This is a genomic window from Klebsiella sp. CTHL.F3a, assembly GCF_019890895.1.
Lineage (GTDB): Bacteria > Pseudomonadota > Gammaproteobacteria > Enterobacterales > Enterobacteriaceae > Klebsiella > Klebsiella grimontii.
Window position 1 is genome coordinate 5,068,716 of sequence record NZ_CP082360.1, and the last position, 23,033, is coordinate 5,091,748.

Genomic DNA, 23,033 nt, shown 5'->3' on the forward strand with positions numbered 1-23,033 from the left:
CGCCCGGGCTTAGCGCCACGCAAAAAAAAAAGCGCCTCCGGCGTTGGCCACCGGAGGCGCTATTAGTGGCAGATGAGATTACTTTTTAATCTGCGCGTGCATTTCTTGTACCGATGTCACCTTCTCCATCGCGTTGGCGTTCAGCGCCATTGCGGTGGCGAAACCGCCGTTCAGCGTGGTGTCATAGTGCACTTTGTACTGCAGCGCACTGCGGCGAATCAGCTTGGAGTCTTCAATCGCCTGACGACCTGCGGTGGTGTTGATGATATAGGTATATTCGCCATTCTTAATACGGTCCTGAATGTGCGGACGACCTTCATGCACCTTGTTCACCAGACGCGGGTTGATGCCGGCTTCGCCCAGCACAATCGCGGTACCGTGAGTGGCATCCAGCTCAAAACCGAACTTCAGCAGTTTTGCCGCCAGATCCACCACGCGCTCTTTGTCGCCTTCACGAACGGAGAGCAACGCGCGCCCCTGTTTCTTCATCGTGGAGTTGCTGCCCAGCTGCGCCTTGGCGAAGGCTTCCGCAAAGGTACGTCCCACGCCCATCACTTCACCGGTCGAGCGCATTTCTGGCCCTAACAGCGGGTCAACGCCCGGGAATTTGTTGAACGGCAGCACCACCTCTTTCACCGAGTAGTACGGCGGAATGATTTCTTTGGTCACGCCTTGCTGCGCCAACGTTTTCCCGGCCATCACGCGCGCCGCGACTTTCGCCAGCGGTACGCCGGTGGCTTTCGAGACAAACGGGACGGTACGCGCCGCGCGCGGGTTGACTTCAATCAGGTAGACTTCGTTGTTTTTGACCGCAAACTGCACGTTCATCAGGCCGCGAACCTGCAGCTCAAAGGCCAGCTTCTGCACCTGCTCGCGCATCACATCCTGAATTTCCTGACTCAGGGTGTAGGCCGGCAGTGAACACGCGGAGTCGCCGGAGTGCACGCCCGCCTGCTCGATATGCTCCATGATGCCGCCAATCAGCACCATTTCGCCGTCGCAGATCGCATCAACGTCAACTTCAACCGCATCGTCAAGGAAACGGTCCAGCAGTACCGGCGCATCGTTAGAGACGCTGACCGCGGTCTGGAAGTAACGGCGCAGGTCGATCTCGTCATAGACGATCTCCATCGCGCGACCGCCGAGAACGTAGGACGGGCGCACCACCAGCGGGTAGCCAATCTCTTTCGCTTTTTCGACAGCCATTTCGATCGCGGTCACAGTGGCGTTCGCCGGCTGCTTCAGCTTCAGGCGGTCAACCGCATGCTGGAAGCGCTCACGGTCTTCCGCACGGTCAATCGCATCCGGGCTGGTACCGATAACCGGCACGCCAGCCGCTTCCAGCGCGCGCGCCAGCTTCAGCGGAGTCTGACCGCCGTACTGTACGATAACGCCTTTCGGCTTCTCGATACGCACGATTTCCAGTACATCTTCCAGCGTCACCGGTTCGAAGTAGAGACGGTCGGAGGTGTCGTAGTCGGTGGAGACGGTTTCCGGGTTACAGTTGACCATAATGGTCTCATAGCCGTCTTCGCGCAGCGCCAGGGAGGCGTGTACGCAGCAGTAGTCAAACTCGATACCCTGACCAATACGGTTCGGGCCGCCGCCGAGTACCATGATTTTATCGCGGTCAACGGACGGGTTCGCTTCGCACTCGTCTTCATAGGTGGAGTACATGTAGGCGGTGTCGGTGGCGAATTCCGCCGCGCAGGTATCCACACGCTTGTAGACCGGGTGCAGGTCGTACTGGTCGCGCAGCTTGCGGATTTCCGCTTCGCGCACGCCCGCCAGCTTCGCCAGACGCGCATCGGCAAAGCCTTTGCGCTTAAGCTGACGCAGGAAGTCGGCGTCGAGGCCGGTAATACCGACTTCGGCCACTTTCTCTTCCAGACGCACCAGCTCTTCAATCTGCACCAGGAACCAGCGGTCGATATTGGTCAGGTTGAAAACGCCGTCGACGGACAGGCCGGCGCGGAAGGCATCGGCGATGTACCAGATACGCTCAGCGCCCGCGTCTTTCAGCTCGCGGCGAATCTTGGTCAGCGCTTCCGGGTCGTCAAGGCTCACCTTCGGATCGAAACCGGTGGCGCCCACTTCCAGGCCACGCAGCGCTTTTTGCAGGGACTCCTGCTGCGTGCGGCCAATCGCCATCACTTCACCGACAGATTTCATCTGGGTGGTCAGGCGATCGTTAGCGCCAACGAATTTTTCGAAGTTGAAGCGCGGGATTTTAGTCACGACGTAGTCGATGGACGGCTCAAACGACGCCGGGGTACGGCCGCCGGTGATATCGTTCATCAGCTCATCAAGGGTGTAACCTACCGCCAGCTTCGCCGCGACCTTGGCAATCGGGAAGCCGGTGGCTTTCGAGGCCAGCGCCGAGGAGCGGGATACGCGCGGGTTCATTTCGATAACGATCAGGCGACCGTCTTTCGGGTTCACCGAGAACTGAACGTTGGAACCGCCGGTCTCAACGCCGATTTCACGCAGTACCGCCATTGAGGCGTTACGCATGATTTGGTATTCTTTATCGGTCAGGGTCTGCGCCGGCGCAACGGTGATGGAGTCACCGGTATGGATGCCCATGGCGTCAAAGTTTTCGATAGAGCAGACGATGATACAGTTGTCGTTTTTATCACGCACCACTTCCATCTCGTACTCTTTCCAGCCAATCAGCGACTCATCAATCAGCAGTTCATTGGTTGGGGAGAGATCCAGCCCGCGCTCGCAAATCTCTTCGAACTCTTCGCGGTTATAGGCGATACCACCGCCGGTGCCGCCCATGGTAAAAGAGGGACGGATGATACATGGGAAACCAACGTCAGCGGCAACCGCCAGCGCTTCTTCCATAGTATGCGCGATACCGGAACGCGCGGTGTCGAGGCCGATTTTCTTCATCGCCACGTCGAAACGGCGGCGGTCTTCGGCTTTATCAATCGCATCGGCGGTCGCGCCAATCATGGTCACGCCGAATTCTTCAAGCACGCCCTGACGCTCCAGCTCCAGCGCGCAGTTCAGCGCCGTCTGGCCGCCCATGGTCGGCAGAACCGCATCCGGACGCTCTTTCTCAATAATCTTGCGCACCACTTCCCAGTGAATCGGCTCGATGTAGGTGGCATCGGCCATTTCCGGGTCGGTCATGATGGTAGCCGGGTTAGAGTTTACCAGAATGACGCGGTAACCCTCTTCGCGCAGCGCTTTACACGCCTGGGCGCCGGAGTAGTCAAACTCACACGCCTGACCGATAACAATCGGGCCCGCGCCCAGAATCAGGATGCTTTTTATATCTGTACGTTTTGGCATGGCTCTCTTAACTCCTGATTATTTCGCGGACTGACGGTACTGCTCAATTAATTCGATAAAATGGTCGAACAGCGGTGCGGCATCGTGCGGGCCAGGGCTCGCTTCCGGGTGCCCCTGGAAGCTGAACGCCGGTTTGTCGGTACGGTGAATGCCCTGCAGGGTGCCGTCGAACAGCGACTTGTGGGTCACGCGCAGGTTAGCGGGCATCGACGCTTCATCCACCGCAAAACCGTGGTTCTGCGCGGTGATCATCACCACGTTGTTATCCATATCTTTTACCGGATGGTTGCCGCCGTGGTGGCCGAACTTCATCTTCACGGTCTTTGCACCGCTCGCCAGCGCCAGCAGCTGATGGCCGAGGCAGATGCCGAATACTGGAATGTCGGTTTCCAGGAACTTCGTAATCGCGTCGATAGCGTAATCACAAGGCGCCGGGTCGCCAGGGCCGTTGGACAGGAAAATACCGTCCGGATTCATCTTCAGCACCTCTTCGGCGGAGGTCTGCGCCGGAACCACCGTCAGGCGGCAGCCACGATCGACCAGCATGCGCAGAATGTTGCGCTTGGCGCCGAAATCGTAGGCCACCACGTGGAACGGCAGCTCGCTTTCCGCTTTGGCTTCCGGCAGGTCTCCCGCCAGCGTCCAGCTCCCCTGCGTCCAGCTGTAGGTTTCTGCGGTCGTAACTTCCTTCGCCAGATCCATACCGTTGAGGCCCGGGAACGCTTTCGCTTTTTCCAGCGCCAGCTGCGCGTCCGGGCTGTCGCCGGCGATGATGCAGCCGTTCTGCGCGCCTTTTTCACGCAGCAGACGGGTCAGCTTACGCGTATCAATATCGGCAATCGCCACGATGTTATGGCGCTTCAGATAAGAAGAGAGGTCTTCGGTATTGCGGAAGTTGCTGGCAATCAGCGGCAGATCGCGAATGACCAGACCCTGAGCATGTACCTGAGAAGACTCTTCATCGGCGGCATTGGTGCCGACGTTGCCGATATGGGGATAGGTTAGAGTGACGATTTGGCGGGAATAGGAAGGATCAGTGAGGATTTCTTGATAACCGGTCATTGAAGTATTGAAAACGACTTCCCCAACCGCCGTGCCGGTAGCCCCTATGGCCCGACCGTGAAACTGGGTTCCGTCTTCCAGAACCAATAGCGCTGACTTAATCAAAACACCCTCCATAGAATATCCACTCACTTTATTTGCATATTAATTCATAATGTAGATCTGAATCAATGCAAATCTGTTGCCCGCAGAATTTTGGCAAACGGCGGCATTCTGGAGAGATGGCCGGTAAAAGTCAACTTAAAGCGGATATTTTTAATCTTGTTTCAGGCGACTATTCAGCAATATCGGTCTTAATGGGCAAAAAGATCAACTAACTAGACTGGGAAAACGCTTGCGGAAGAGAATGATTGTAGAATCTTAGCGCAGGGATTGAAAAAGTAGACCAGACGGTCAAAATTCACAATAAAACAACAAAAAAAACATAGATAACGTACTATTTTGAACGCTTAACGATGAAAATCATCTAAACAACCAAAAATAAAAAAGGGCAATAAAGCATTGCCCCTTGCAATCAATTACTTATTGAATGCAATAACCACATCACGATGGGTAATAATCATTATAAAGAGTTCAGTTCAAGCACATCTCGCATATCAAAAAGGCCGTTTTTCTTACCTTTTAACCATAAAGCAGAGCGTACGGCGCCATTCGCAAATGTCATCCGGCTGGAGGCCTTGTGACTGATTTCAATGCGTTCACCGATATCCGCAAACATCGCCGTGTGCTCGCCGACGATATCCCCGGCGCGGACGGTCGCAAAACCGATAGTGCCGGGAACACGTTCGCCGGTGTAGCCTTCGCGACTGTAGACCGCACACGCTTTCAGATCTTTATCCAGCGCACCGGCAATCGCTTCTCCCATCGCCAGCGCCGTACCCGATGGCGCATCCACTTTGTGGCGATGATGCGCTTCGATAATCTCAATATCGGTATAGTTGCCCATCACCTTCGCCGCCTTCTCCAGCAGCTTGAGCATCACGTTGACCCCAACGCTGAAGTTGGCGGCAAAGACGATGGCGATCTCCTGCGAAGCCTCGCGAATGGCCTGTTTGCCGGCGTCGTCAAACCCGGTGGTGCCGATAACCATTCCTTTACCGTGTTGACGGCAAAAGGCGAGATGGTTCAGCGTGCCTTCCGGGCGGGTAAAGTCGATGAAAACGTCGAAATCGTCTTTTACCGCCTCAAGGCTGCTTTGCACCACAACCCCCGCCTTGCCTACGCCCGCCAGCTCGCCCGCATCGCTGCCGAGCAGCGACGAACCTTCGCGTTCCAGCGCCGCGCCAAGCGCCGCGCCGTCCATCTGCTGTACCGCCTGAATTAACTGGCGTCCCATCCGGCCGCCCGCGCCCGCGATGGCCACGCGGATTTGTGCATCATGCATAGCTATTCTCTTTTGTTAACACTACGTAAATTGTTTTCAGAGTAACCAGCCCATCGATGGGCCGCTACTCAAAAACACCAATAATTAGAAATTTATGACAAACTGCCGCCGATATCAGTAAAAACTATAAGATTGTGCCGTGAATTTGCCGTTGAGTAGTGAGGAGAAAGGAGCAAGCGCGGTCCGCAACCCCGGATCGGCCCTCTGCTGGCCAATCCGGGTGAACCGTCGAGATAAAAGCGAGCGATTAGTGCAGGAACAGCTCCCCGGCCGGGAAACCGGACAGGAACGAGGTGACCGCCAGCAGGTCGGCGCTGCCGCCGGGGCTAAGGTGGCGGACAATCAGTTCATCATCCAGCTGGCGGAGCGCTTCCAGGCCGCCGTCAGTCAGCACACCACCTTCCCACAGTAGCCTTTGCGCCTGCTGCTGAACAAAATTCAGCCCTTCAAGCCCGCCACGCGACACCAGGTTGGTGTCGTCATTCCAGGCCATCAGGTGCAGCAAGGTCTGCAATAACGCCAGATTGGTATCGCCGGTCTCCGCCATAACGCGATTGAATACCGGCATCGCCTGGGTGCGCACGGTGCGAAAGCCGCTTTCCGCTTCGCCCCGTGCGCCGGATAGCCCGTAGCGCAGGAAATGCCCCTCGCCTTTACTCACCTTCTTTCCTTCGGGAGAGGAGAGCTCTCGCCCGACCAGGCCCCGGCAGAAGCGGGCCACCTGATCGCAAACCCGATGCTGCTCAACTGGCTCCCCTCTGGCCACCAGCCTTCCCGCCGCCGCGCTGAGTAGGCCAAAAGCGAAGATCGCACCGCGATGGGTATTCACCCCGCCGGTGGCAGCCAGCATATCCGTCTCGCAGGCCATGCCCACCGGACGCAGCATCGTCAGCACCTGTTCCGGCATGATATTGGCCGTGTCGTGGCCCATAATGAAAAACTTCTCCATCCATGGGGCGACAACCGCCGTGCTGGCCTCAAAGGAGGCGAGATCCATATCCCGATGCGCGCCGGCGTTACGAATATCCACCAGCCCGGGCTTCGGCGTCAGGCGAACTTCGGTCAACAGCGCCCGTTCTACGCGAGAAACCATCTCCTCCGCCGCCACCGTTTGACGGCTCAACGGGCGTTGCTGGCTCATTATCACTTCGCTCATGCCTTCCTCCTCGGTGCGTTAGCTGGCGTTTTTAACCTGATGAATCACATCAATTACCGAACCGTCGCGATAGCGCACGACGGCCACGACGCGGTCGGTAAATTCGATAGGCTCAGGTTTACCGGTTAACAGCTCGGCGCGCTGCTGCAGCTCTTCGATGGTCATCAATGGGATACCGGCATTGCGTAGGGTATCAATCAGATCCTGACGAGCCGGGTTAACAGCGATACCGTGATCGGTTACCAGCACATCTACGCTGGCGCCCGGCGTCACGCGCGTCAGCACTTTCTCTACCACGCACGGAATGCGTCCGCGCACCAGCGGTGCGGTGATAATGGTTAAATCAGCGCCTGCCGCCGTATCGCTGTGGCCGCCGGATGCCCCGCGCAGAACGCCGTTAGAACCAGTCATCACGTTAACGTTGAATCCGGTATCGATTTCCAGGGCGCTCAGCATCACCACATTCAGGCGTTCGCAAGCGATACCTTTAGAGCTTGGGTTGGCATATTGGTTAGCAGAAATTTCAATATGGTTGGGGTTATTCGCCAGCGAACGCGCGGCATCTCCGTCGAAGGACTGAGTATCCAGCAGCGCTTTAATCAGGCCCTTTTCATGCAGATCGACCATCGTGCCGGTGATCCCACCCAGACCAAAGCTGGCGGTGATCTCATTGCGACGCATTTTATCTTCGAGGAATCGAGTCACCGCCAGCGACGCGCCGCCGGTGCCGGTTTGCAAAGAGAATCCATCTTTGAAGTAGCCTGAGTGTTCGATCACTTTGGCTGCCTGGCGCGCGATCAGCAGCTCACGCGGATTACTGGTCAACCGGATCGCCCCGGCGGTAATTTTTGCCGGATCGCCAACTTCATCGACCTGAACGATCAGATCAACCTGATCCTGGGCAATGCTCGCCGGGTAATTCGGATAATCAACCCACTCTTCGGTTAGTAGCACCACGCATTTTGCGGCTTCTGCATCGACTTTGGCGTAACCCAGCGAGCCGCAGCGGGATTTACCGCTAAAGCCGTTGGCATTGCCATATTCATCGCAACAGGGCACGCCAAGAAATGCCACATCAATGGTCAGCTCGCCAGTTTGTACTAAATGCGCGCGGCCGCCGTGGGAGTGGATTTGTACCGGGTTTTCCATCAGACCAGCGGAAATCTCTTCTCCCAGTTTACCGCGCAGGCCGGAGGTGTAAATCTGGCGGACCACGCCATTTTTAATATGCTCAATCAGCGGCCAGTGGGCATCGATCAACGAACTTGAGGCCAGCGTCAGATCGCGAAAACCCATTTCAGCCAGCTTCGCCATCACCATATTGATCACTTTGTCGCCGCCGCGAAAGGCGTGGTGAAAGGAGATGGTCATGCCGTTTTGCAGGCCCGAACGGCGAATCGCCTCCTCCAGCGAGGCGCAGATTTTACGTTGGCGCTTTTCGCTTTCACTGGCCAGCCACGGGCTTTTCGCCGTCACACCCGCATAGGGCGCTAATCCTTCCGGCATCACGTACTGCTGATTAAGCATTGCTACGGTTTCTTTCATTATTTGCTCCTTAATCACGAATGCCGGAAGCCGACAGCGCCACGACTTTGCGCGCATGGTCGATAATCGGTCCATCTATCATCTTACCGTTCAGCGATACCACGCCCAGACCGCGCTGTTCCGCCTCTTCCGCCGCCGCGATAACGTCCCGCGCATGCTCAACGTCTTTCAGCGTTGGGGCATAGACCTGATGCAGCAGTTCGATCTGGCGCGGGTTGACCAGCGATTTGCCGTTAAAGCCAAGATTTTTCGCCAGGTTCGCTTCCGCGAGGAACCCCTCTTCATTGTTAATATCCGACCACACCACGTCGTAAGCCGCGATCCCGGCGACTCGCGCCGCGTGCAGCACCGCGCAGCGGGCGTAAAACAGCTCGGTGCCGTCGCCGCGGCAGGTGCCCATATCCATGACGTAATCGAAAGCCGCCAGCGCGATCGCCGACAGGCGCGGGCTGGCGCGAGCAATCTCAACGGCGTTCACCACGCCCAGCGCCGACTCAATCGCCGCCATTAGCTTAGTGCTCCCTACTTCCCGTCCGCACTCGCGTTCAATCCGCTCGACGTGCGCTTCCAGTTCGTGGATATCTTCTTTGCTGTCGGTTTTCGGCAGGCGCACCATGTCCACGCCCGCGCGCACTACCGCTTCAAGATCGGCGAGACCAAACGGCGTATTGAGCGGGTTAATACGCACCACGGTTTCCACATCCCGATAGAGCGGATGCTGTAGCGCGTGATGCACCAGCAGGCGGGCGGTATCTTTTTCACGGAGCGAGACGGCATCTTCGAGGTCAAACATCACCGCGTCAGCGCCGTACACAAACGAGGTGCTTAACATCGCGGCGTTGGCGCCGGGGATAAACAGCATACTGCGACGAGGTTTCATATCTGGCTCCATTGCGGTTGAGATTGTTGCGCCGCGCGCAGCGCCGCGGCCTGAACGCGAGCCTTCAGCACGCATTCGAGCGCGCCTTTATCATCGACGACGACGTTCGCCCGGGTAACGCCAAGCTGCGTCAGCGTCTCTCTGACCACCCGTTCAATCGCCGCGCCAAACTGCTGCTTCACAATGCTGTCGATCTCAAGCTGAATGCCTGGCTCATTAGCCGGCCCGATCCTGACCATCACATCGCTGGATTCCAGCGTGCCGGCCAGGGCGTCAATCTTCATTTCCATAGAAGCTGATCCTTAGTTATGGAGGTAAATCAGGCGGTTTGATGTTCGCTTTCCGCCAGATGCATTAGAAAAGAGAGAGTTCCCGGCGGTACCAGCGGCGCAATCGCCGACCACTGGCGCTGCTGATATAGCCTGCGCACCCGAGAGGCGGAAATCGGCCCGCCCTCTTTCTCAACCCGCGCCAGCTCAACCACCTGAATGGCCGGCGCGTCGCCGGGCGCTTCCAGCAGTTGGCGCATACGCAGGTTGTACTGGCGGGTTAATTCGCACAGCGGTTCGCTGCCGACAAAGCGGTGGGTTACGCCCAGCGCCGGGGCTAAACGTTCACGGAAGAGTTGTAGATCGATCTGACAGTGACAATCGTCAACCACGCCCTGATCTTTAAGGAAGTAGCCCGGAAACGTGGCCCGGGAGATCAGGTAGGCCGATCCGGGATGCAGGGTCACATTGGCGATCCCGGCGATCCCCTGTTCAATCAGCGCCACGCGATCGCGATAGCTGAAAAACGAAGCATCTTCCTTCACCACGAACAGGTGCAGCCAGTCACACTGGCGAGCGGCTTGCTCCACCAGCCAACGATGCCCCAGGGTAAAGGGATTGGCGTTCATCACGATGGCGCCGATTTTCTCCCCGGGCTGGCGATACATCGTCAGCTGGCGGCAATAGCGCGACAGACGCTCGCGGCTATTCTCCATTAATACAGCCTGATCCCCCGCGCGGGCGATAGGCCAGAATCCGGCACAGGAAAATAGCGCCGCATTGTAGGGTTTGGTGAACAAAAACAGCTCGCTACGGCCCAGTTCATACGCCTGGGTCATCAATTCAGTCAGCAGCTTCAGACTGAGCCCCTCCCCCTGGAGCGAAGGATCGACGGCAATACATTTGAGCACGCAGCCGGCAATCGCGCCGCAGCCGACAATCCGCCGCTGGTATTCGGCAACAATCACGATTTCGCAGTCCACCTCCAGCGAAAGCTGATGCTGGTGAAGAAAGAGGTCAATCGCCTCTCGCCGCCGGGGATCTTTTTGCAACGCGACGCGTTTTAATATCAGATTCATTTTTCTGCGCTTCATTAACCAAAACGAGCTGTATTTCGCCATCGTTCGCATAGCGGTTCTTTTATTTAAATCACACTTTTCCCCGAACCTTAATTGGCTTTATGGTTTTTATGTTGTTAATTAATTCAGAAGAATAAAAACAATTAAATTAATTAAAAACACGGCCAATAAGTGAAGATAATCACATATCATCCTGAGGTACATTTATTATTATGCCGCCGTCCTATTATTGCTTTTTCTAACGGCATTAATACACAAAATCATTCAAGTTGCATCGAGGCGGTAACTGAATGAATCCCAGGAGCTTACGCATAGTAAGTGACTGGGGTGAGTGAAGGCTGCCAACAAAGAGGCAGCTTGAAGGATGATGTGTATATTCCTTTTTTTAACAGGGTGACGTCATATGACTAATATGAGCCAGGCTCCATCTGCAGAGAAAAAAGGCGTTAGCGATATTCTGGGGTTTAAAATCTTCGGCATGCCGCTACCGCTTTACGCCTTTGCGTTAATCACTTTACTACTTTCACACTTTTATAATGCCCTGCCGACCGACATTGTCGGCGGCTTCGCCATCATGTTTATTATTGGCGCCGTTTTTGGAGAAATTGGCAAACGCCTGCCGATCTTCAATAAATATATCGGCGGCGCGCCGGTGATGATCTTCCTCGTGGCCGCCTATTTCGTTTATGCAGGCATTTTCACCCAGAAAGAAATTGATGCAATCACTAATGTGATGGATAAAAGTAACTTTCTGAACTTATTCATCGCAGTATTGATTACTGGTGCAATCCTCTCGGTTAACCGTAAGCTGCTGCTGAAATCTCTGCTGGGTTATATTCCGACCATTTTAATGGGGATCCTCGGCGCATCCATCTTCGGGATTCTCATCGGCTTGTGCTTCGGTATCTCCATCGACCGCATTATGATGCTGTACGTCCTGCCGATTATGGGTGGCGGCAACGGCGCGGGCGCGGTGCCGCTATCTGAAATTTATCACTCCGTCACCGGCCGTTCGCGTGAAGAGTACTACTCCACCGCGATTGCTATCCTGACCATCGCCAACATCTTTGCCATCGTGTTTGCCGCGCTGCTCGATATTATCGGTAAAAAGCACACCTGGCTGAGCGGCGAAGGCGAGCTGGTGCGCAAGGCCTCTTTCAAAGTAGAAGATGATGAAAAAGCGGGCCAGATTACCCATCGCGAAACGGCCGTCGGCCTGGTGCTCGCCACAACCTGCTTCCTGCTGGCCTACGTTATCGCCAAGAAAATTCTGCCAAGCATTGGCGGCGTATCTATCCACTATTTCGCCTGGATGGTGCTGATCGTCGCGGCGCTGAACGCTTCCGGCCTCTGCTCGCCTGAGATTAAAGCTGGCGCTAAACGCCTGTCTGACTTCTTCTCTAAGCAACTGCTGTGGGTACTGATGGTCGGCGTCGGCGTGTGCTACACCGACCTGCAGGAAATTATCGACGCGATTACCTTTGCGAACGTCATCATCGCGGCGGTGATCGTCGTGGGCGCGGTCATCGGCGCGGCCATCGGCGGCTGGATGATTGGCTTCTTCCCGATTGAATCCGCGATCACCGCCGGTCTGTGCATGGCTAACCGCGGCGGCTCGGGCGACCTGGAAGTACTCTCTGCCTGTAACCGTATGAATCTTATCTCTTATGCGCAAATCTCCTCCCGTCTGGGCGGCGGTATTGTGCTGGTCATTGCCAGCATCGTGTTCGGCATGATGATGTAACCAACACGCACGATGGCGATGTTTGAGCGTCAACCACAGCGGTGCTATTTAGGGTCCAGAGCCGGGGGCGGCTTCGGGAAATCCACCCTACTCCTTAGCCGGAAGCACCGGTTGGTTAGCCTTCAGGCACGCCATCGTGCCCTTACTTTTGGATCTTTTCATGAGTGATGCAGTTCTGCTGGGTGAAGGCTTCACCCTGATGTGCCTCGGCATGGGCTTTGTGCTGGCGTTTCTGTTCCTGCTGATTTTCGCCATCCGCAGCATGTCCGCCGCCGTCAACCGCTTCTTCCCGGAACCGGCTCCCGCGCTGAAGGCCACACCTGCCGCCGCGCCCGCTGACGACTTCGCCCGCTTAAAGCCGGTAATTGTCGCCGCTATTCACCACCATCGCCGCCTTAACCCTTAATTCACGGAGGAATCCATGACCGTTGCCATTACCGATGTCGTCCTGCGCGACGCCCACCAGTCCCTTTTTGCCACCCGCCTGCGCCTCGACGATATGCTCCCCGTCGCCGCGCGGCTCGACGACGTGGGCTACGGCTCCCTCGAATGCTGGGGCGGCGCCACCTTCGACGCCTGCATCCGCTTCCTCGGCGAAGACCCCTGGGTCCGCCTGCGCGAACTGAAAAAGGCCATGCCGAAGACCCCGCTGCAGATGCTGCTCCGCGGCCAGAATCTGCTCGGCTACCGCCACTACGCCGATGACGTGGTGCAGCGCTTCGTTGAGCGCGCCGTCAAAAACGGCATGGACGTGTTCCGCGTCTTCGACGCCATGAACGACCCGCGCAATATGCAGGCCGCCCTGCAGGCGGTGCGCAGCCACGGCGCGCACGCCCAGGGCACGCTCTCCTACACCACCAGTCCGGCTCACACCCTGCAGACCTGGCTCGACCTGACCGAACAGCTGCTGGAAACCGGCGTCGATTCCATTGCGATTAAAGACATGTCGGGCATTCTCACCCCGATGGCCGCCTTTGAGCTGGTGAGTGAAATCAAAAAACGTTATGACGTGAAGCTGCACCTGCACTGTCATGCCACCACCGGGATGGCGGAGATGGCCCTGCTGAAGGCCATCGAGGCCGGCGTCGACGGCGTCGATACCGCCATCTCGTCCATGAGCGCCACCTACGGCCACCCGGCCACCGAGGCGCTGGTGGCGACGCTGGCCGGAACGGAACATGACACCGGGCTGGATATCCTGAAGCTGGAGAGCATCGCCGCGTACTTCCGCGAAGTGCGCAGAAAATACCACGCCTTCGAAGGCCAGCTGAAGGGCACCGACAGCCGTATCCTCGTGGCCCAGGTGCCGGGCGGCATGCTCACCAACCTCGAAGGCCAGCTGAAGCAGCAGAACGCCGCCCACCGTCTGGATGAGGTGCTGGCGGAAATCCCCCGCGTGCGCGAAGACCTCGGCTTTATCCCGCTGGTCACCCCCACCTCGCAGATTGTCGGCACCCAGGCGGTGCTTAACGTCCTCACCGGGGAGCGCTACAAAACCATTGCGAAGGAGACCGCCGGCATTCTGAAGGGCGAGTACGGCCACACCCCGGTGCCGGTCAACGCGGCATTACAGGCCCGCGTGCTGGACGGCGCCGAAGCCATCACCTGCCGCCCGGCGGACCTGCTGAAGCCGGAGCTGGCGGAGCTGGAAGCCGACGTGAAGCGCCAGGCGCAGGAGAAGGGCATCACGCTTGCGGAGAACGCCATCGACGACGTGCTCACCGTGGCGCTGTTCCCGCAGGTCGGCCTGAAGTTCCTTGAGAACCGCCATAACCCGGCGGCCTTTGAGCCGCTGCCACAGGCGGAAGAGGCAAAACCTGCCGCCGCTCCGGTGAAAGCCGCCGCTTCCGGCGTCTACACCGTGGAAGTGGAAGGGAAAGCCTTTGTGGTGAAGGTCAGCGACGGCGGCGATATCAGCCCGCTGACAGCGGCCGCTCCGGCGGCGCCTTCCGCCCCGGCTCAGGCTGCCGCCCCGGCAGGCGCCGGTACGCCGGTGACCGCGCCGCTGGCGGGCACTATCTGGAAGGTGCTGGCCACCGAGGGCCAGAGCGTGGCCGAGGGCGACGTACTGCTGATTCTGGAGGCCATGAAGATGGAAACCGAAATCCGCGCCGCGCAGGCCGGGACCGTGCGCGGTATCGCGGTGAAATCCGGGGACGCGGTCGCGGTGGGCGACACCCTGCTGGCCCTGGCGTAAGGAAGAGGAACGGAAATGGAAAGTCTGAACGCCCTGATTCAGGGCATGGGGCTGATGCACCTCGGCGGCGGCCAGGCCGTCATGCTGCTGGTGAGCCTGCTGCTGCTGTGGCTGGCCATCGCGAAGAAGTTCGAGCCGCTGCTGCTGCTGCCGATTGGCTTCGGCGGGCTGCTGTCGAATATTCCCGAGGCCGGGCTGGCGCTGACCGCCCTGGAGAGCCTGCTGGCCCATCACGACGCCGGGCAGCTGGCGGTGATTGCGGCGAAGCTTAACTGTACGCCGGACGTTCATGCCATCAAGGAGGCACTGGCCCTGGCGCTGCCGTCGGTGCAGGGGCAGATGGAAGACCTCGCCGTGGATATGGGCTACTCCGCCGGGGTGCTGGCGATTTTTTATAAGGTCGCCATCGGCTCGGGCATCGCCCCGCTGGTGATATTTATGGGCGTCGGGGCGATGACCGACTTCGGCCCGCTGCTGGCCAACCCGAGGACCCTGCTGCTGGGGGCGGCGGCACAGTTCGGCATCTTCGCCACGGTGCTCGGGGCGCTGACGCTGAACTACTTCGGGATTATCAGCTTCACCCTGCCGCAGGCGGCGGCCATCGGCATCATCGGCGGCGCGGACGGGCCGACGGCGATTTACCTCTCCGGGAAACTGGCGCCGGAGCTGCTGGGCGCCATCGCGGTGGCGGCGTACTCGTATATGGCGCTGGTGCCGTTAATCCAGCCGCCGATTATGAAGGCGCTGACCAGCGAGAAGGAGCGGAAAATCCGCATGGTGCAGCTGCGCACAGTGAGTAAGCGGGAGAAGATTCTGTTCCCGGCGGTACTGCTGCTGCTGGTGGCGCTGCTGCTGCCGGACGCGGCGCCGCTGCTGGGGATGTTCTGCTTCGGCAACCTGATGCGCGAGAGCGGGGTGGTGGAGCGCCTGAGCGACACGGTGCAGAACGGGCTGATAAATATCGTGACGATATTCCTCGGGTTATCGGTAGGGGCGAAGCTGGTGGCGGACAAGTTCCTGCAGCCGCAGACGCTGGGGATACTGGTGCTGGGGGTGATTGCGTTCTGCGTGGGGACGGCGGCGGGCGTGCTGATGGCGAAGCTGCTGAACCTGTGCAGTAAGCACAAAATCAACCCGCTGATTGGCTCGGCGGGCGTGTCGGCGGTACCGATGGCGGCGCGGGTGTCGAACAAAGTGGGGCTGGAGTCGGATGCGCAGAACTTCCTGCTGATGCACGCGATGGGCCCGAACGTGGCGGGAGTGATTGGCTCGGCGATTGCCGCCGGGGTGATGCTCAAGTACGTGCTGGCGATGTAAACCGTTACCTTTCCCGGATTATGGCTGACGCCTTATCCGGGCTACAAATGCACCGCCGTCTGCGGATAGAGAGCCCGGACAGGCGCTACGCGCCGCCTCCGGGAAATATCCCAGGCGGCGCCAAAGCCCAAACCGGAGGTACGTAAAACGTCGTATTCCGACTAAACGTGTTCTGAAATCAGTAAATTTGTGGGCCAATTCCGCGCCGTCGGCCGCTAAAAAAGAGAAAATAACCTTTTGATATCAATTCGCCCAATGTTTGCCCGAAAAATCACGCACTGGTTTGCCCGACGTTCGTTTCAGAACCGCATCTTCCTGTTGATCCTGTTTACCTCGACAATCGTGATGCTGGCGATGTCATGGTATCTCACCAGCATTACCGAGGAGCGCCTGCATTACCAGGTCGGACAGCGCGCGCTGATTCAGGCGATGCAGATCTCCGCTATGCCCGAACTGGTTGACGCGGTGGAGAAACATGATCTACCGCGCATTAAAGCACTTATCGACCCGATGCGTTCGTTTTCCGACGCTACCTATATCACCGTCGGCGACGCGAAAGGCCGGCGCCTGTATCACGTGAATCCAGAGGAGATCGGTAAATCGATGGAAGGCGGAGACAGCGACGAGGCGCTATATAACGCTAAAAGCTACGTGTCGGTGCGTAAAGGATCGCTCGGTTCTTCACTACGCGGCAAGTCGCCGATCCAGGACAGCACCGGGAAGGTGATCGGTATTGTATCGGTGGGCTACACCATCGAACAGTTAGAAAACTGGCTGAGTCTGCAAATCGGATCGCTGATGATCCCGATGGCGATCATGCTGCTTCTGCTGCTCTACTGCGCCCGGCGCTTCTCGCTCCACATTAAAAAACAGATGCTGAATATGGAACCCCAGCAGCTCTCACAGCTGCTTATCCAGCAGAGCGTCCTGTTTGAATCGGTCTTTGAGGGGCTGATAGCTATTGACTCCCACTACCGAATTACCGCCATCAATCAAACCGCAAGGAGGCTATTAAACCTGAGCCAGCCGGAAACCATTCTGATTGGCAAAAGCATCAGCAGCGTGATCTCTCAGGAGACATTCTTCTATGACGCGCCGCAGACCAATAAAAAAGACGAAATCGTCACCTTTAACCAGATTAAAGTGATCGCCAGCCGCATGGCCGTCACGCTCAATAGCGAGCCTCAGGGCTGGGTCATTAGCTTTCGCAGTAAAGACGATATCAACACCCTGAGCCTGCAGCTCAGCCAGGTTCAGCAGTACGCGGATAATCTGCGGGCCGTGCAGCACGAGCATCGCAATCTGATCTCCACCATAGCCGGGCTGCTGTTTTTAAAACGCTATGACAACGCGCTGGATCTTATTCAGCAGCAATCTGAAAGCCACCAGAAGGTGCTCGATTTTATTGCCCGTAATTTTAAAGTGAATCACCTTGCCGGGCTGCTGATCGGCAAGTATTACCGCGCCAAAGAGCTCGGAATAGAGCTGGTATTCGATCCCGCCTGCCACGTTGAGAGCTTACCCTCGTCGCTTTCGCATAATGAGTGGATCTCGATCGTCGGTAATTTGCTGGACAATGCCTACAACGCCACCTTGCGCCAGCCGACAGGTTCAAGGCAGATCGAATGCCTGATCAACAGCGAGGGCGACGAAGCGATTGTCGAGATCGCCGACCAGGGCTGTGGAATTGACGAATCGCTGCGCGATCGTATTTTTGAACGCGGCGTCACCAGCAGCGGCAGCGGCGATCACGGCATTGGACTCTGGCTGGTTCGCAGTTACGTTGAGCAGGCCGGCGGTAATATCGTCGTCGATAACAACATTCCTTTTGGCACCATTTTTACCCTTTATATCCCCCTGACCAGAGATGAACATCATGGATAGCATTACAACTCTCATCGTTGAAGACGAACCTATGCTGGCGGAAATCCTGGTGGATACGATCAAGCAATTTCCCCAGTTCGAAGTCATTGGTATTGCCGATAAACTGGAAAGCGCGAAAAAGCTGCTTCGCCTCTATCAGCCCCAGCTCACTCTGCTGGATAACTTCTTGCCCGATGGTAAAGGGCTCGATTTGATCCGCCACGCCGTCAACACGCATTATCAAGGGCGCATCATTTTCATCACTGCCGATAACCATATGGATACCATCAGCGAAGCCCTGCGGATGGGCGTTTTTGATTACCTGATTAAACCGGTTCATTATCAGCGATTACAGCATACCCTTGAGCGTTTTGCCCGCTATCGCAGCTCTCTGCGCTCGAGCGAACAGGCAAGCCAAACCCATGTTGACGCCCTGTTCAACATCCAGGCAAAAGAGCATACGGAAGCCGCAGGCTCTCCGCTGCGCGGTATTGATGAGAGCACCTTTAACCGGGTATTACAGCTTTTCGCCGACCCGGAAACGGTCCATACCGCAGACACGCTCGCCCGTATTCTCGGCAGCAGTAAAACCACCGCCCGCCGATACCTTGAGCAGGGGGTTAAAAACGATTTTCTTGAAGCTGAAATCAGCTATGGCAAAGTCGGCAGACCGGAGCGGATTTATCACGGTAAACATCCTGCGCATATTTAAGTCCCAGGAGATGCCCTGTTCATCGCGCATCTCCTTTCATGCGCTTATTCCACGGTGTAGCTGACAATAATTTGGCCTTTTTTCATCTTCACCTGGTTAATGACGATTTTCCCCAGCTCGGACAGGCTGGCAACGTGCGTACCGCCGCAAGGATAGCTCTGCATATCGCCGAACCCAACCTGGCGCAGGCCATCGGCAAAAGCGACCTGAAGCGGTAAATTTTCTGCCTGCCAGGCGGCGACTTTTTCCAGCAGTGCGCTGGCTTCGGGCAGCCCACCGTTAGCCCCCACGGCAAAAATGATACGGCTTTCTCCCGGCCAGTGATGTCCTTTCATCGGCTGCCAGCCTGACTGCTCGCCGGCCTGGGCAAGCACGTGCCCGGCGGAGTGCAGGCGCGCGTGAAGCCGCCGGCTTTCGGCATCGATACGGATCGTGACCTCGCCTGGCGGCAGCGGCTGTGAAACGATATGCGCTACGCTATCGCCGCGCGAAACCACGCCTTCGACCGCCAGATCGGCAATCCAGCCGCGATCCGCCGGCTGCCCGCCACCCTGCGGGTGAAACAGCGTGCGGTCCAACTCAATGGCATAGCGGCCATCGGCTTCGCTCAGGCAGTTGACGACTCGCGCCAGGCATTCAGTGGCGTCGCTGGTGTAATAAAGGCGTTCAGTCATGGTTGTCCTCCTCTCTGTCAGGACAGTATATTGATATTACTGGTGGCGATAATCCCGCCTGACATCAATGCAATTTTGCTCTGGAAGCACGAATGAATCTGAGCCTACTGCCCGACCTCGCCCTCTTTGTGCAGATTGTCGAACAGGGCAGCTTTTCCGCCGTCGCGCGCCAGGCGGGCGCGACGCCTTCAGCTATCAGCCGCAGCGTTTCGCGCCTTGAACAGGAGATGGGCTGCAAGCTGCTGCACCGTACAACGCGCAAGCTACGCCTCAGCGAGCCCGGTAAGACGGTGTATGAACATGCGCTGGAGATGCTGGAGTCGGCGCGTCTGGCTATCGATTCCGCCAGCAGTACCCAGGCGGTGGCGCAGGGCAAGCTCACGCTAAGCGTGCCGAAAGCCGTGGGCCGGTTTGCCATTCACCCGCTCATGCTGGAATTTTTTACCCGCTATCCACAGGTCGACGTCTGTCTGCGGCTCGAGGATCGGGTTCTCGATTTTATTGATGACGGTATTGACCTGGCGCTGCGTATCACCCCTACTCCCTCACCGGGGCTACACGGTAAGCCTTTGATGACCATCAGCCACGTCATCTGCGCGACGCCCGGCTACCTGGAGCAATATGGAAAGCCGCGAACGCCGCAGGACCTGCGCGATCATAGCTGTATCAGCCTTGGCGAAACGCCCGCCGATGCGCGCTGGAAGTTCCGCCGAGGGGGGAAAACGGAGACGATCCAGACCCACGGCCGCTACGCCGCCAACCACACCGCCGTACGCCTCGATGCCGTGAAGCAGAATCTGGGGATCGGTAGCCTGCCGCTGTTTACCGCCCGTGAGGCGCTGGCGCGCGGCGAGATTGTGCAGGTTTTACCGGAGTGGGAGTTTATCAGCAGCTATTCCGGCCAGCTGTGGCTACTGTGGTCGGGCAATAAGCATATGCCCGCCAGAATGCGGGCGATGATTGATTATCTTAGCGAGAAGATGCAGCCGGCTTCAGGCAGCACAGCCATAGTGCGACGATCAAAAACCATGGAATAATAAGGCACAGGGCGAACCACCATCCTGAACGACCGATATCGTGCATCCTGCGGCAGCCAACGGCCAGCAGCGGGACAATCATCAGCAGTAACAGAATACCGCTGAGCGGCACAGCGAAAAAAATGAACACGCCGTACTCAGAGTTATGCTGCACCGCCAAAAACCAGGTCGCCAGCGGCAAGGCAAGAATCAACAGGTTGATGAGCAAAAAAGACCAAAACTCCTGCCTGCTGGCCACTCCGCTAAAATCGAGGCCCTGTTTCCATCCGTTAAAATACGCTTGTCCATTCGTCATTTTTCTCTCCCTGTTCATAGCCCAATCCAGTATTGGCTGCGTACCGGAGAGATTACGCCAGAATAACCCATCGTGCGATAGCGTAAAGCAGCAAGAATTTTGAACGTGAGTTATTTTATCTCGACTATAAATAAAACGGGGATGATATATCATCCCCGCTCATTCATCTTGACGATGAATATCATTTAATGTTGGTGGGTTGTTAAGTGTAATTTATTATAATTAATTAAGCTCCCCGCTTTAATAATCTCCCGCTCTGATGCGGTTAATCCCTCCATATAAAGCGAGATCTCTTTGACGGGATGCTGAGGGCTAATCACGAAGGCGGTAATCTGGCTCAGATCGCTTTCCAAAGCTGACTTGATTCCCGGGATATAGATAAAGTCGCCCACTTCAAACTCCGGCAGCGCCTCCATCTGCAGCGGCAGCATCCCCCAGTTGATAACGTTTGAACGATAGCGCTTGGTCGCATACTGCTGGGCAATATTCGCCAGGCCGCCAAGGACTCGCTGGCAGCTGGCAGCCTGCTCGCGCGCGGAGCCATCGCCGGGTTTAACCGCATACACCATACTGCCTATCTCCGTCTGCTCGAGGGTGACATTTTCCTGTCCCGGCAGTTGCCGGATCCGAGAAAAAACCGCCTCAAGCTCCGGCTCCAGACGGCAAGGGTTGTCGCCTGTCATCCGCAGTGTTTCCAGAGCGGCAATCTTCTTACTGCGGCCAACGTAGCCCGGATCGCGTCGTGAAAGGGTAAACTCGGCCAGCCCTAAAGGATTGGAGCGGAATGATGAGGTTTCTCCGGATGGAATTAGTTCATCGGTGGTGGTCACCGGATCCATTATCTTTGAGGTCACGTTTAACAGAATATTTTCCGTTAGCGCACTCATCTCCGGCCAGTCTTTAATATTCGGACCATAAATCAGCGATTGTTGCGTCGCCCCCTTAATAAAGCCTTGATAAACGCGATTTTTATAAGGCGAAGCATCAAATTCATACTGCGGAATGTTTTCCCAGCAATCGAGTTCGCAAGCCGATGTCAGCACGCCCCCATTGGCTGCCGTCGCCGCAATGGAGCGGGCATCCATCAGCGCGACAGCCGACATTTGCCCATTCCCCGGTTTTGATCCTTCCCGGTTTGGAAAATTACGCGTCGTGTGGCGAATGCTTAATCCGTTATGCATGGGCGTATCGCCTGCGCCAAAACAGGGTCCACAAAATGCGGTGCGCATAATCGCGCCGGCGCTCAACAGCGCGCTGGTCATGCCTTTTTTAGTCAGGTCCATCAATACCGGTTGGGAGGAGGGATATATCGACAGAGAGAAAGCGTTGTCACCACAGGAGTGGTTTTTTAAGGCATGCGCCGCTTCGACCACGTTAACATAGTTTCCGCCGGCGCAACCGGCGATGATCCCTTGCTGAATCCGCAGCTTACCATTTTCGATTTTATCCCGCAGGGTGAGCGCTGCGCGTCCTTGGGAAATTTTATCGGCCGCCGTTTCGACCTCATGCAAAATATCCTGCAAATTGTCATTAAGCGTATCAATTTCGTAGACGTTGGCGGGATGAAAGGGCAAGGCGATCATCGGCTTGATACTACTTAAGTCCACCTCTATGCAGCCATCATAGTATGCCATCTCTTTCGCTGAGAGCGGACAATAGTCCTGCTCCCTGCCATGAATACGTAAGTAGTGTTTGGTCTCTTCATCGGTTTGCCAGATAGACGATAGACACGTGGTCTCTGTTGTCATCACATCCACGCTATTTCTGAAGTCGGTAGACATCGTCGCCACGCCCGGGCCAACAAATTCCATAATTTTATTTTTCACGTAACCGCGCTCGAACACCGCGCCAATTATCGCCAGGGCAATATCCTGAGGGCCAACGCCGGGCGAAGGTTTACCCGTCAGATACACCGCAACCACCTCTGGATAATCAATATCCCAGGTCTCACCCAGCAGCTGTTTAACTAACTCTCCGCCCCCCTCGCCAACCGCCATCGTTCCCAGCGCGCCATACCGGGTATGGCTGTCTGAGCCCAGTATCATTTTCCCGCCGCCGGCCATCATCTCACGCATATATTGATGAATAACGGAAATATGGGGCGGGACATAAATGCCGCCATATTTTTGCGCTGATGACAAACCAAATATATGGTCATCGCTATTGATCGTGCCGCCGACTGCGCAAAGCGAGTTATGACAATTCGTTAAAACATATGGTAATGGAAAACGCTCCATTCCTGATGCCTTAGCGGTCTGGATGATGCCCACAAAAGTAATATCGTGGGAAGCCATCGAATCAAACTTAATTTTTAACTTACGATCATTCCCTGACGTATTATGTGCGGAGAGAATCGACCACGAGATCGTTCTCTTGCGCGCCTCCTCCTTCTCCTCTACCGCGGCTGAGTGATTATCAGCACAAATAATACCATGCTGATGCGAGATATAGACTCCATGGTCATATAATTTAATCATGACATATATCCTTAGATGTAGAAAAAATCACGCCTGAAC

General features: G+C 56.7%; 18 protein-coding genes. 7 read left to right on the forward strand and 11 right to left on the reverse strand.

Going from position 1 to position 23,033, the window contains the following annotated elements:
- Window positions 1-78: 78 nt before the first annotated feature.
- The 8 genes from carB to citC form a co-directional block, all read right to left on the reverse strand.
- A complete protein-coding gene (carB, locus tag K7H21_RS23740) occupies window positions 79-3,303 on the reverse strand; it encodes a carbamoyl-phosphate synthase large subunit (protein ID WP_004098519.1) in 3,225 nt (1,074 codons plus the stop codon).
- An 18-nt stretch (window positions 3,304-3,321) separates the two neighbouring features.
- A complete protein-coding gene (gene carA / locus K7H21_RS23745) occupies window positions 3,322-4,470 on the reverse strand; it encodes a glutamine-hydrolyzing carbamoyl-phosphate synthase small subunit (RefSeq protein ID WP_004128821.1) in 1,149 nt (382 codons plus the stop codon).
- Window positions 4,471-4,927: 457 nt separating this feature from the next.
- Window positions 4,928-5,749 (reverse strand): 4-hydroxy-tetrahydrodipicolinate reductase, encoded by an 822-nt coding sequence (dapB, locus tag K7H21_RS23750; RefSeq protein ID WP_004128819.1) that lies wholly within the window; start codon window positions 5,747-5,749, stop codon window positions 4,928-4,930.
- 247 nt (window positions 5,750-5,996) lie between these two features.
- On the reverse strand, window positions 5,997-6,890 hold the full coding sequence (citG, locus tag K7H21_RS23755; protein WP_369894326.1) for a triphosphoribosyl-dephospho-CoA synthase CitG: 894 nt from the start codon (window positions 6,888-6,890) through the stop codon (window positions 5,997-5,999).
- A 33-nt stretch (window positions 6,891-6,923) separates the two neighbouring features.
- Window positions 6,924-8,450: a citrate lyase subunit alpha gene (gene citF / locus K7H21_RS23760; RefSeq protein ID WP_112166654.1), complete on the reverse strand. Its 1,527-nt coding sequence runs from the start codon at window positions 8,448-8,450 to the stop codon at window positions 6,924-6,926.
- A 10-nt stretch (window positions 8,451-8,460) separates the two neighbouring features.
- Window positions 8,461-9,330 carry a citrate (pro-3S)-lyase subunit beta gene (citE, locus tag K7H21_RS23765; protein WP_004128813.1) on the reverse strand — a complete coding sequence of 290 codons (870 nt, stop codon included), beginning with the start codon at window positions 9,328-9,330 and terminating at the stop codon, window positions 8,461-8,463.
- Window positions 9,327-9,620 carry a citrate lyase acyl carrier protein gene (gene citD, locus K7H21_RS23770; RefSeq protein ID WP_004128811.1) on the reverse strand — a complete coding sequence of 98 codons (294 nt, stop codon included), beginning with the start codon at window positions 9,618-9,620 and terminating at the stop codon, window positions 9,327-9,329. Before citD ends, citE begins: the two co-directional genes overlap by 4 nt.
- A 29-nt stretch (window positions 9,621-9,649) precedes the next feature.
- Entirely contained in the window at window positions 9,650-10,678 is a 1,029-nt protein-coding gene (gene citC / locus K7H21_RS23775) for a [citrate (pro-3S)-lyase] ligase (protein WP_032742031.1), read from the reverse strand.
- 403 nt (window positions 10,679-11,081) lie between these two features.
- Here citC and citS point away from each other — a divergent pair, with 403 nt between their 5' ends.
- From citS to citB, 6 genes are all read left to right on the forward strand, one after another.
- Entirely contained in the window at window positions 11,082-12,422 is a 1,341-nt protein-coding gene (citS, locus tag K7H21_RS23780; protein WP_004128807.1) for a citrate/sodium symporter CitS, read from the forward strand.
- 160 nt (window positions 12,423-12,582) lie between these two features.
- The gene (locus K7H21_RS23785) at window positions 12,583-12,828 is read left to right on the forward strand and encodes an oxaloacetate decarboxylase subunit gamma (RefSeq protein WP_223035403.1); all 246 of its coding nucleotides are present in this window, start codon (window positions 12,583-12,585) and stop codon (window positions 12,826-12,828) included.
- 15 nt (window positions 12,829-12,843) lie between these two features.
- A complete protein-coding gene (gene oadA, locus K7H21_RS23790; RefSeq protein ID WP_004125768.1) occupies window positions 12,844-14,619 on the forward strand; it encodes a sodium-extruding oxaloacetate decarboxylase subunit alpha in 1,776 nt (591 codons plus the stop codon).
- A gap of 15 nt (window positions 14,620-14,634) precedes the next feature.
- Window positions 14,635-15,936, forward strand: a complete 1,302-nt coding sequence (locus tag K7H21_RS23795) for an oxaloacetate decarboxylase subunit beta (protein WP_004125763.1) — start codon at window positions 14,635-14,637, stop codon at window positions 15,934-15,936.
- Window positions 15,937-16,191: 255 nt separating this feature from the next.
- The gene (gene citA / locus K7H21_RS23800) at window positions 16,192-17,820 is read left to right on the forward strand and encodes a citrate sensor histidine kinase CitA (RefSeq protein WP_004128802.1); all 1,629 of its coding nucleotides are present in this window, start codon (window positions 16,192-16,194) and stop codon (window positions 17,818-17,820) included.
- Window positions 17,813-18,511 (forward strand): citrate response regulator transcription factor CitB, encoded by a 699-nt coding sequence (citB, locus tag K7H21_RS23805; RefSeq protein WP_004128800.1) that lies wholly within the window; start codon window positions 17,813-17,815, stop codon window positions 18,509-18,511. Before citA ends, citB begins: the two co-directional genes overlap by 8 nt.
- 44 nt (window positions 18,512-18,555) lie before the next feature.
- On the opposite strand, the gene K7H21_RS23810 is transcribed toward citB, so the two are convergent.
- The gene (locus K7H21_RS23810) at window positions 18,556-19,185 is read right to left on the reverse strand and encodes an alanyl-tRNA editing protein (protein WP_004128797.1); all 630 of its coding nucleotides are present in this window, start codon (window positions 19,183-19,185) and stop codon (window positions 18,556-18,558) included.
- A gap of 92 nt (window positions 19,186-19,277) precedes the next feature.
- Between K7H21_RS23810 and K7H21_RS23815 the strand changes: the two genes are divergently transcribed.
- Window positions 19,278-20,222: a LysR family transcriptional regulator gene (locus K7H21_RS23815; protein WP_049123170.1), complete on the forward strand. Its 945-nt coding sequence runs from the start codon at window positions 19,278-19,280 to the stop codon at window positions 20,220-20,222.
- Here the strand turns inward: K7H21_RS23815 and K7H21_RS23820 are convergent.
- Complete coding sequence (locus K7H21_RS23820) at window positions 20,155-20,517, reverse strand: DUF805 domain-containing protein (protein WP_004128793.1); 363 nt, start codon at window positions 20,515-20,517, stop codon at window positions 20,155-20,157. The two genes, K7H21_RS23815 and K7H21_RS23820, sit on opposite strands and share 68 nt — an antisense overlap.
- Before the next feature lie 185 nt (window positions 20,518-20,702).
- Window positions 20,703-22,994: a hydratase gene (locus K7H21_RS23825; RefSeq protein WP_004128791.1), complete on the reverse strand. Its 2,292-nt coding sequence runs from the start codon at window positions 22,992-22,994 to the stop codon at window positions 20,703-20,705.
- Window positions 22,995-23,033: the final 39 nt, after the last annotated feature.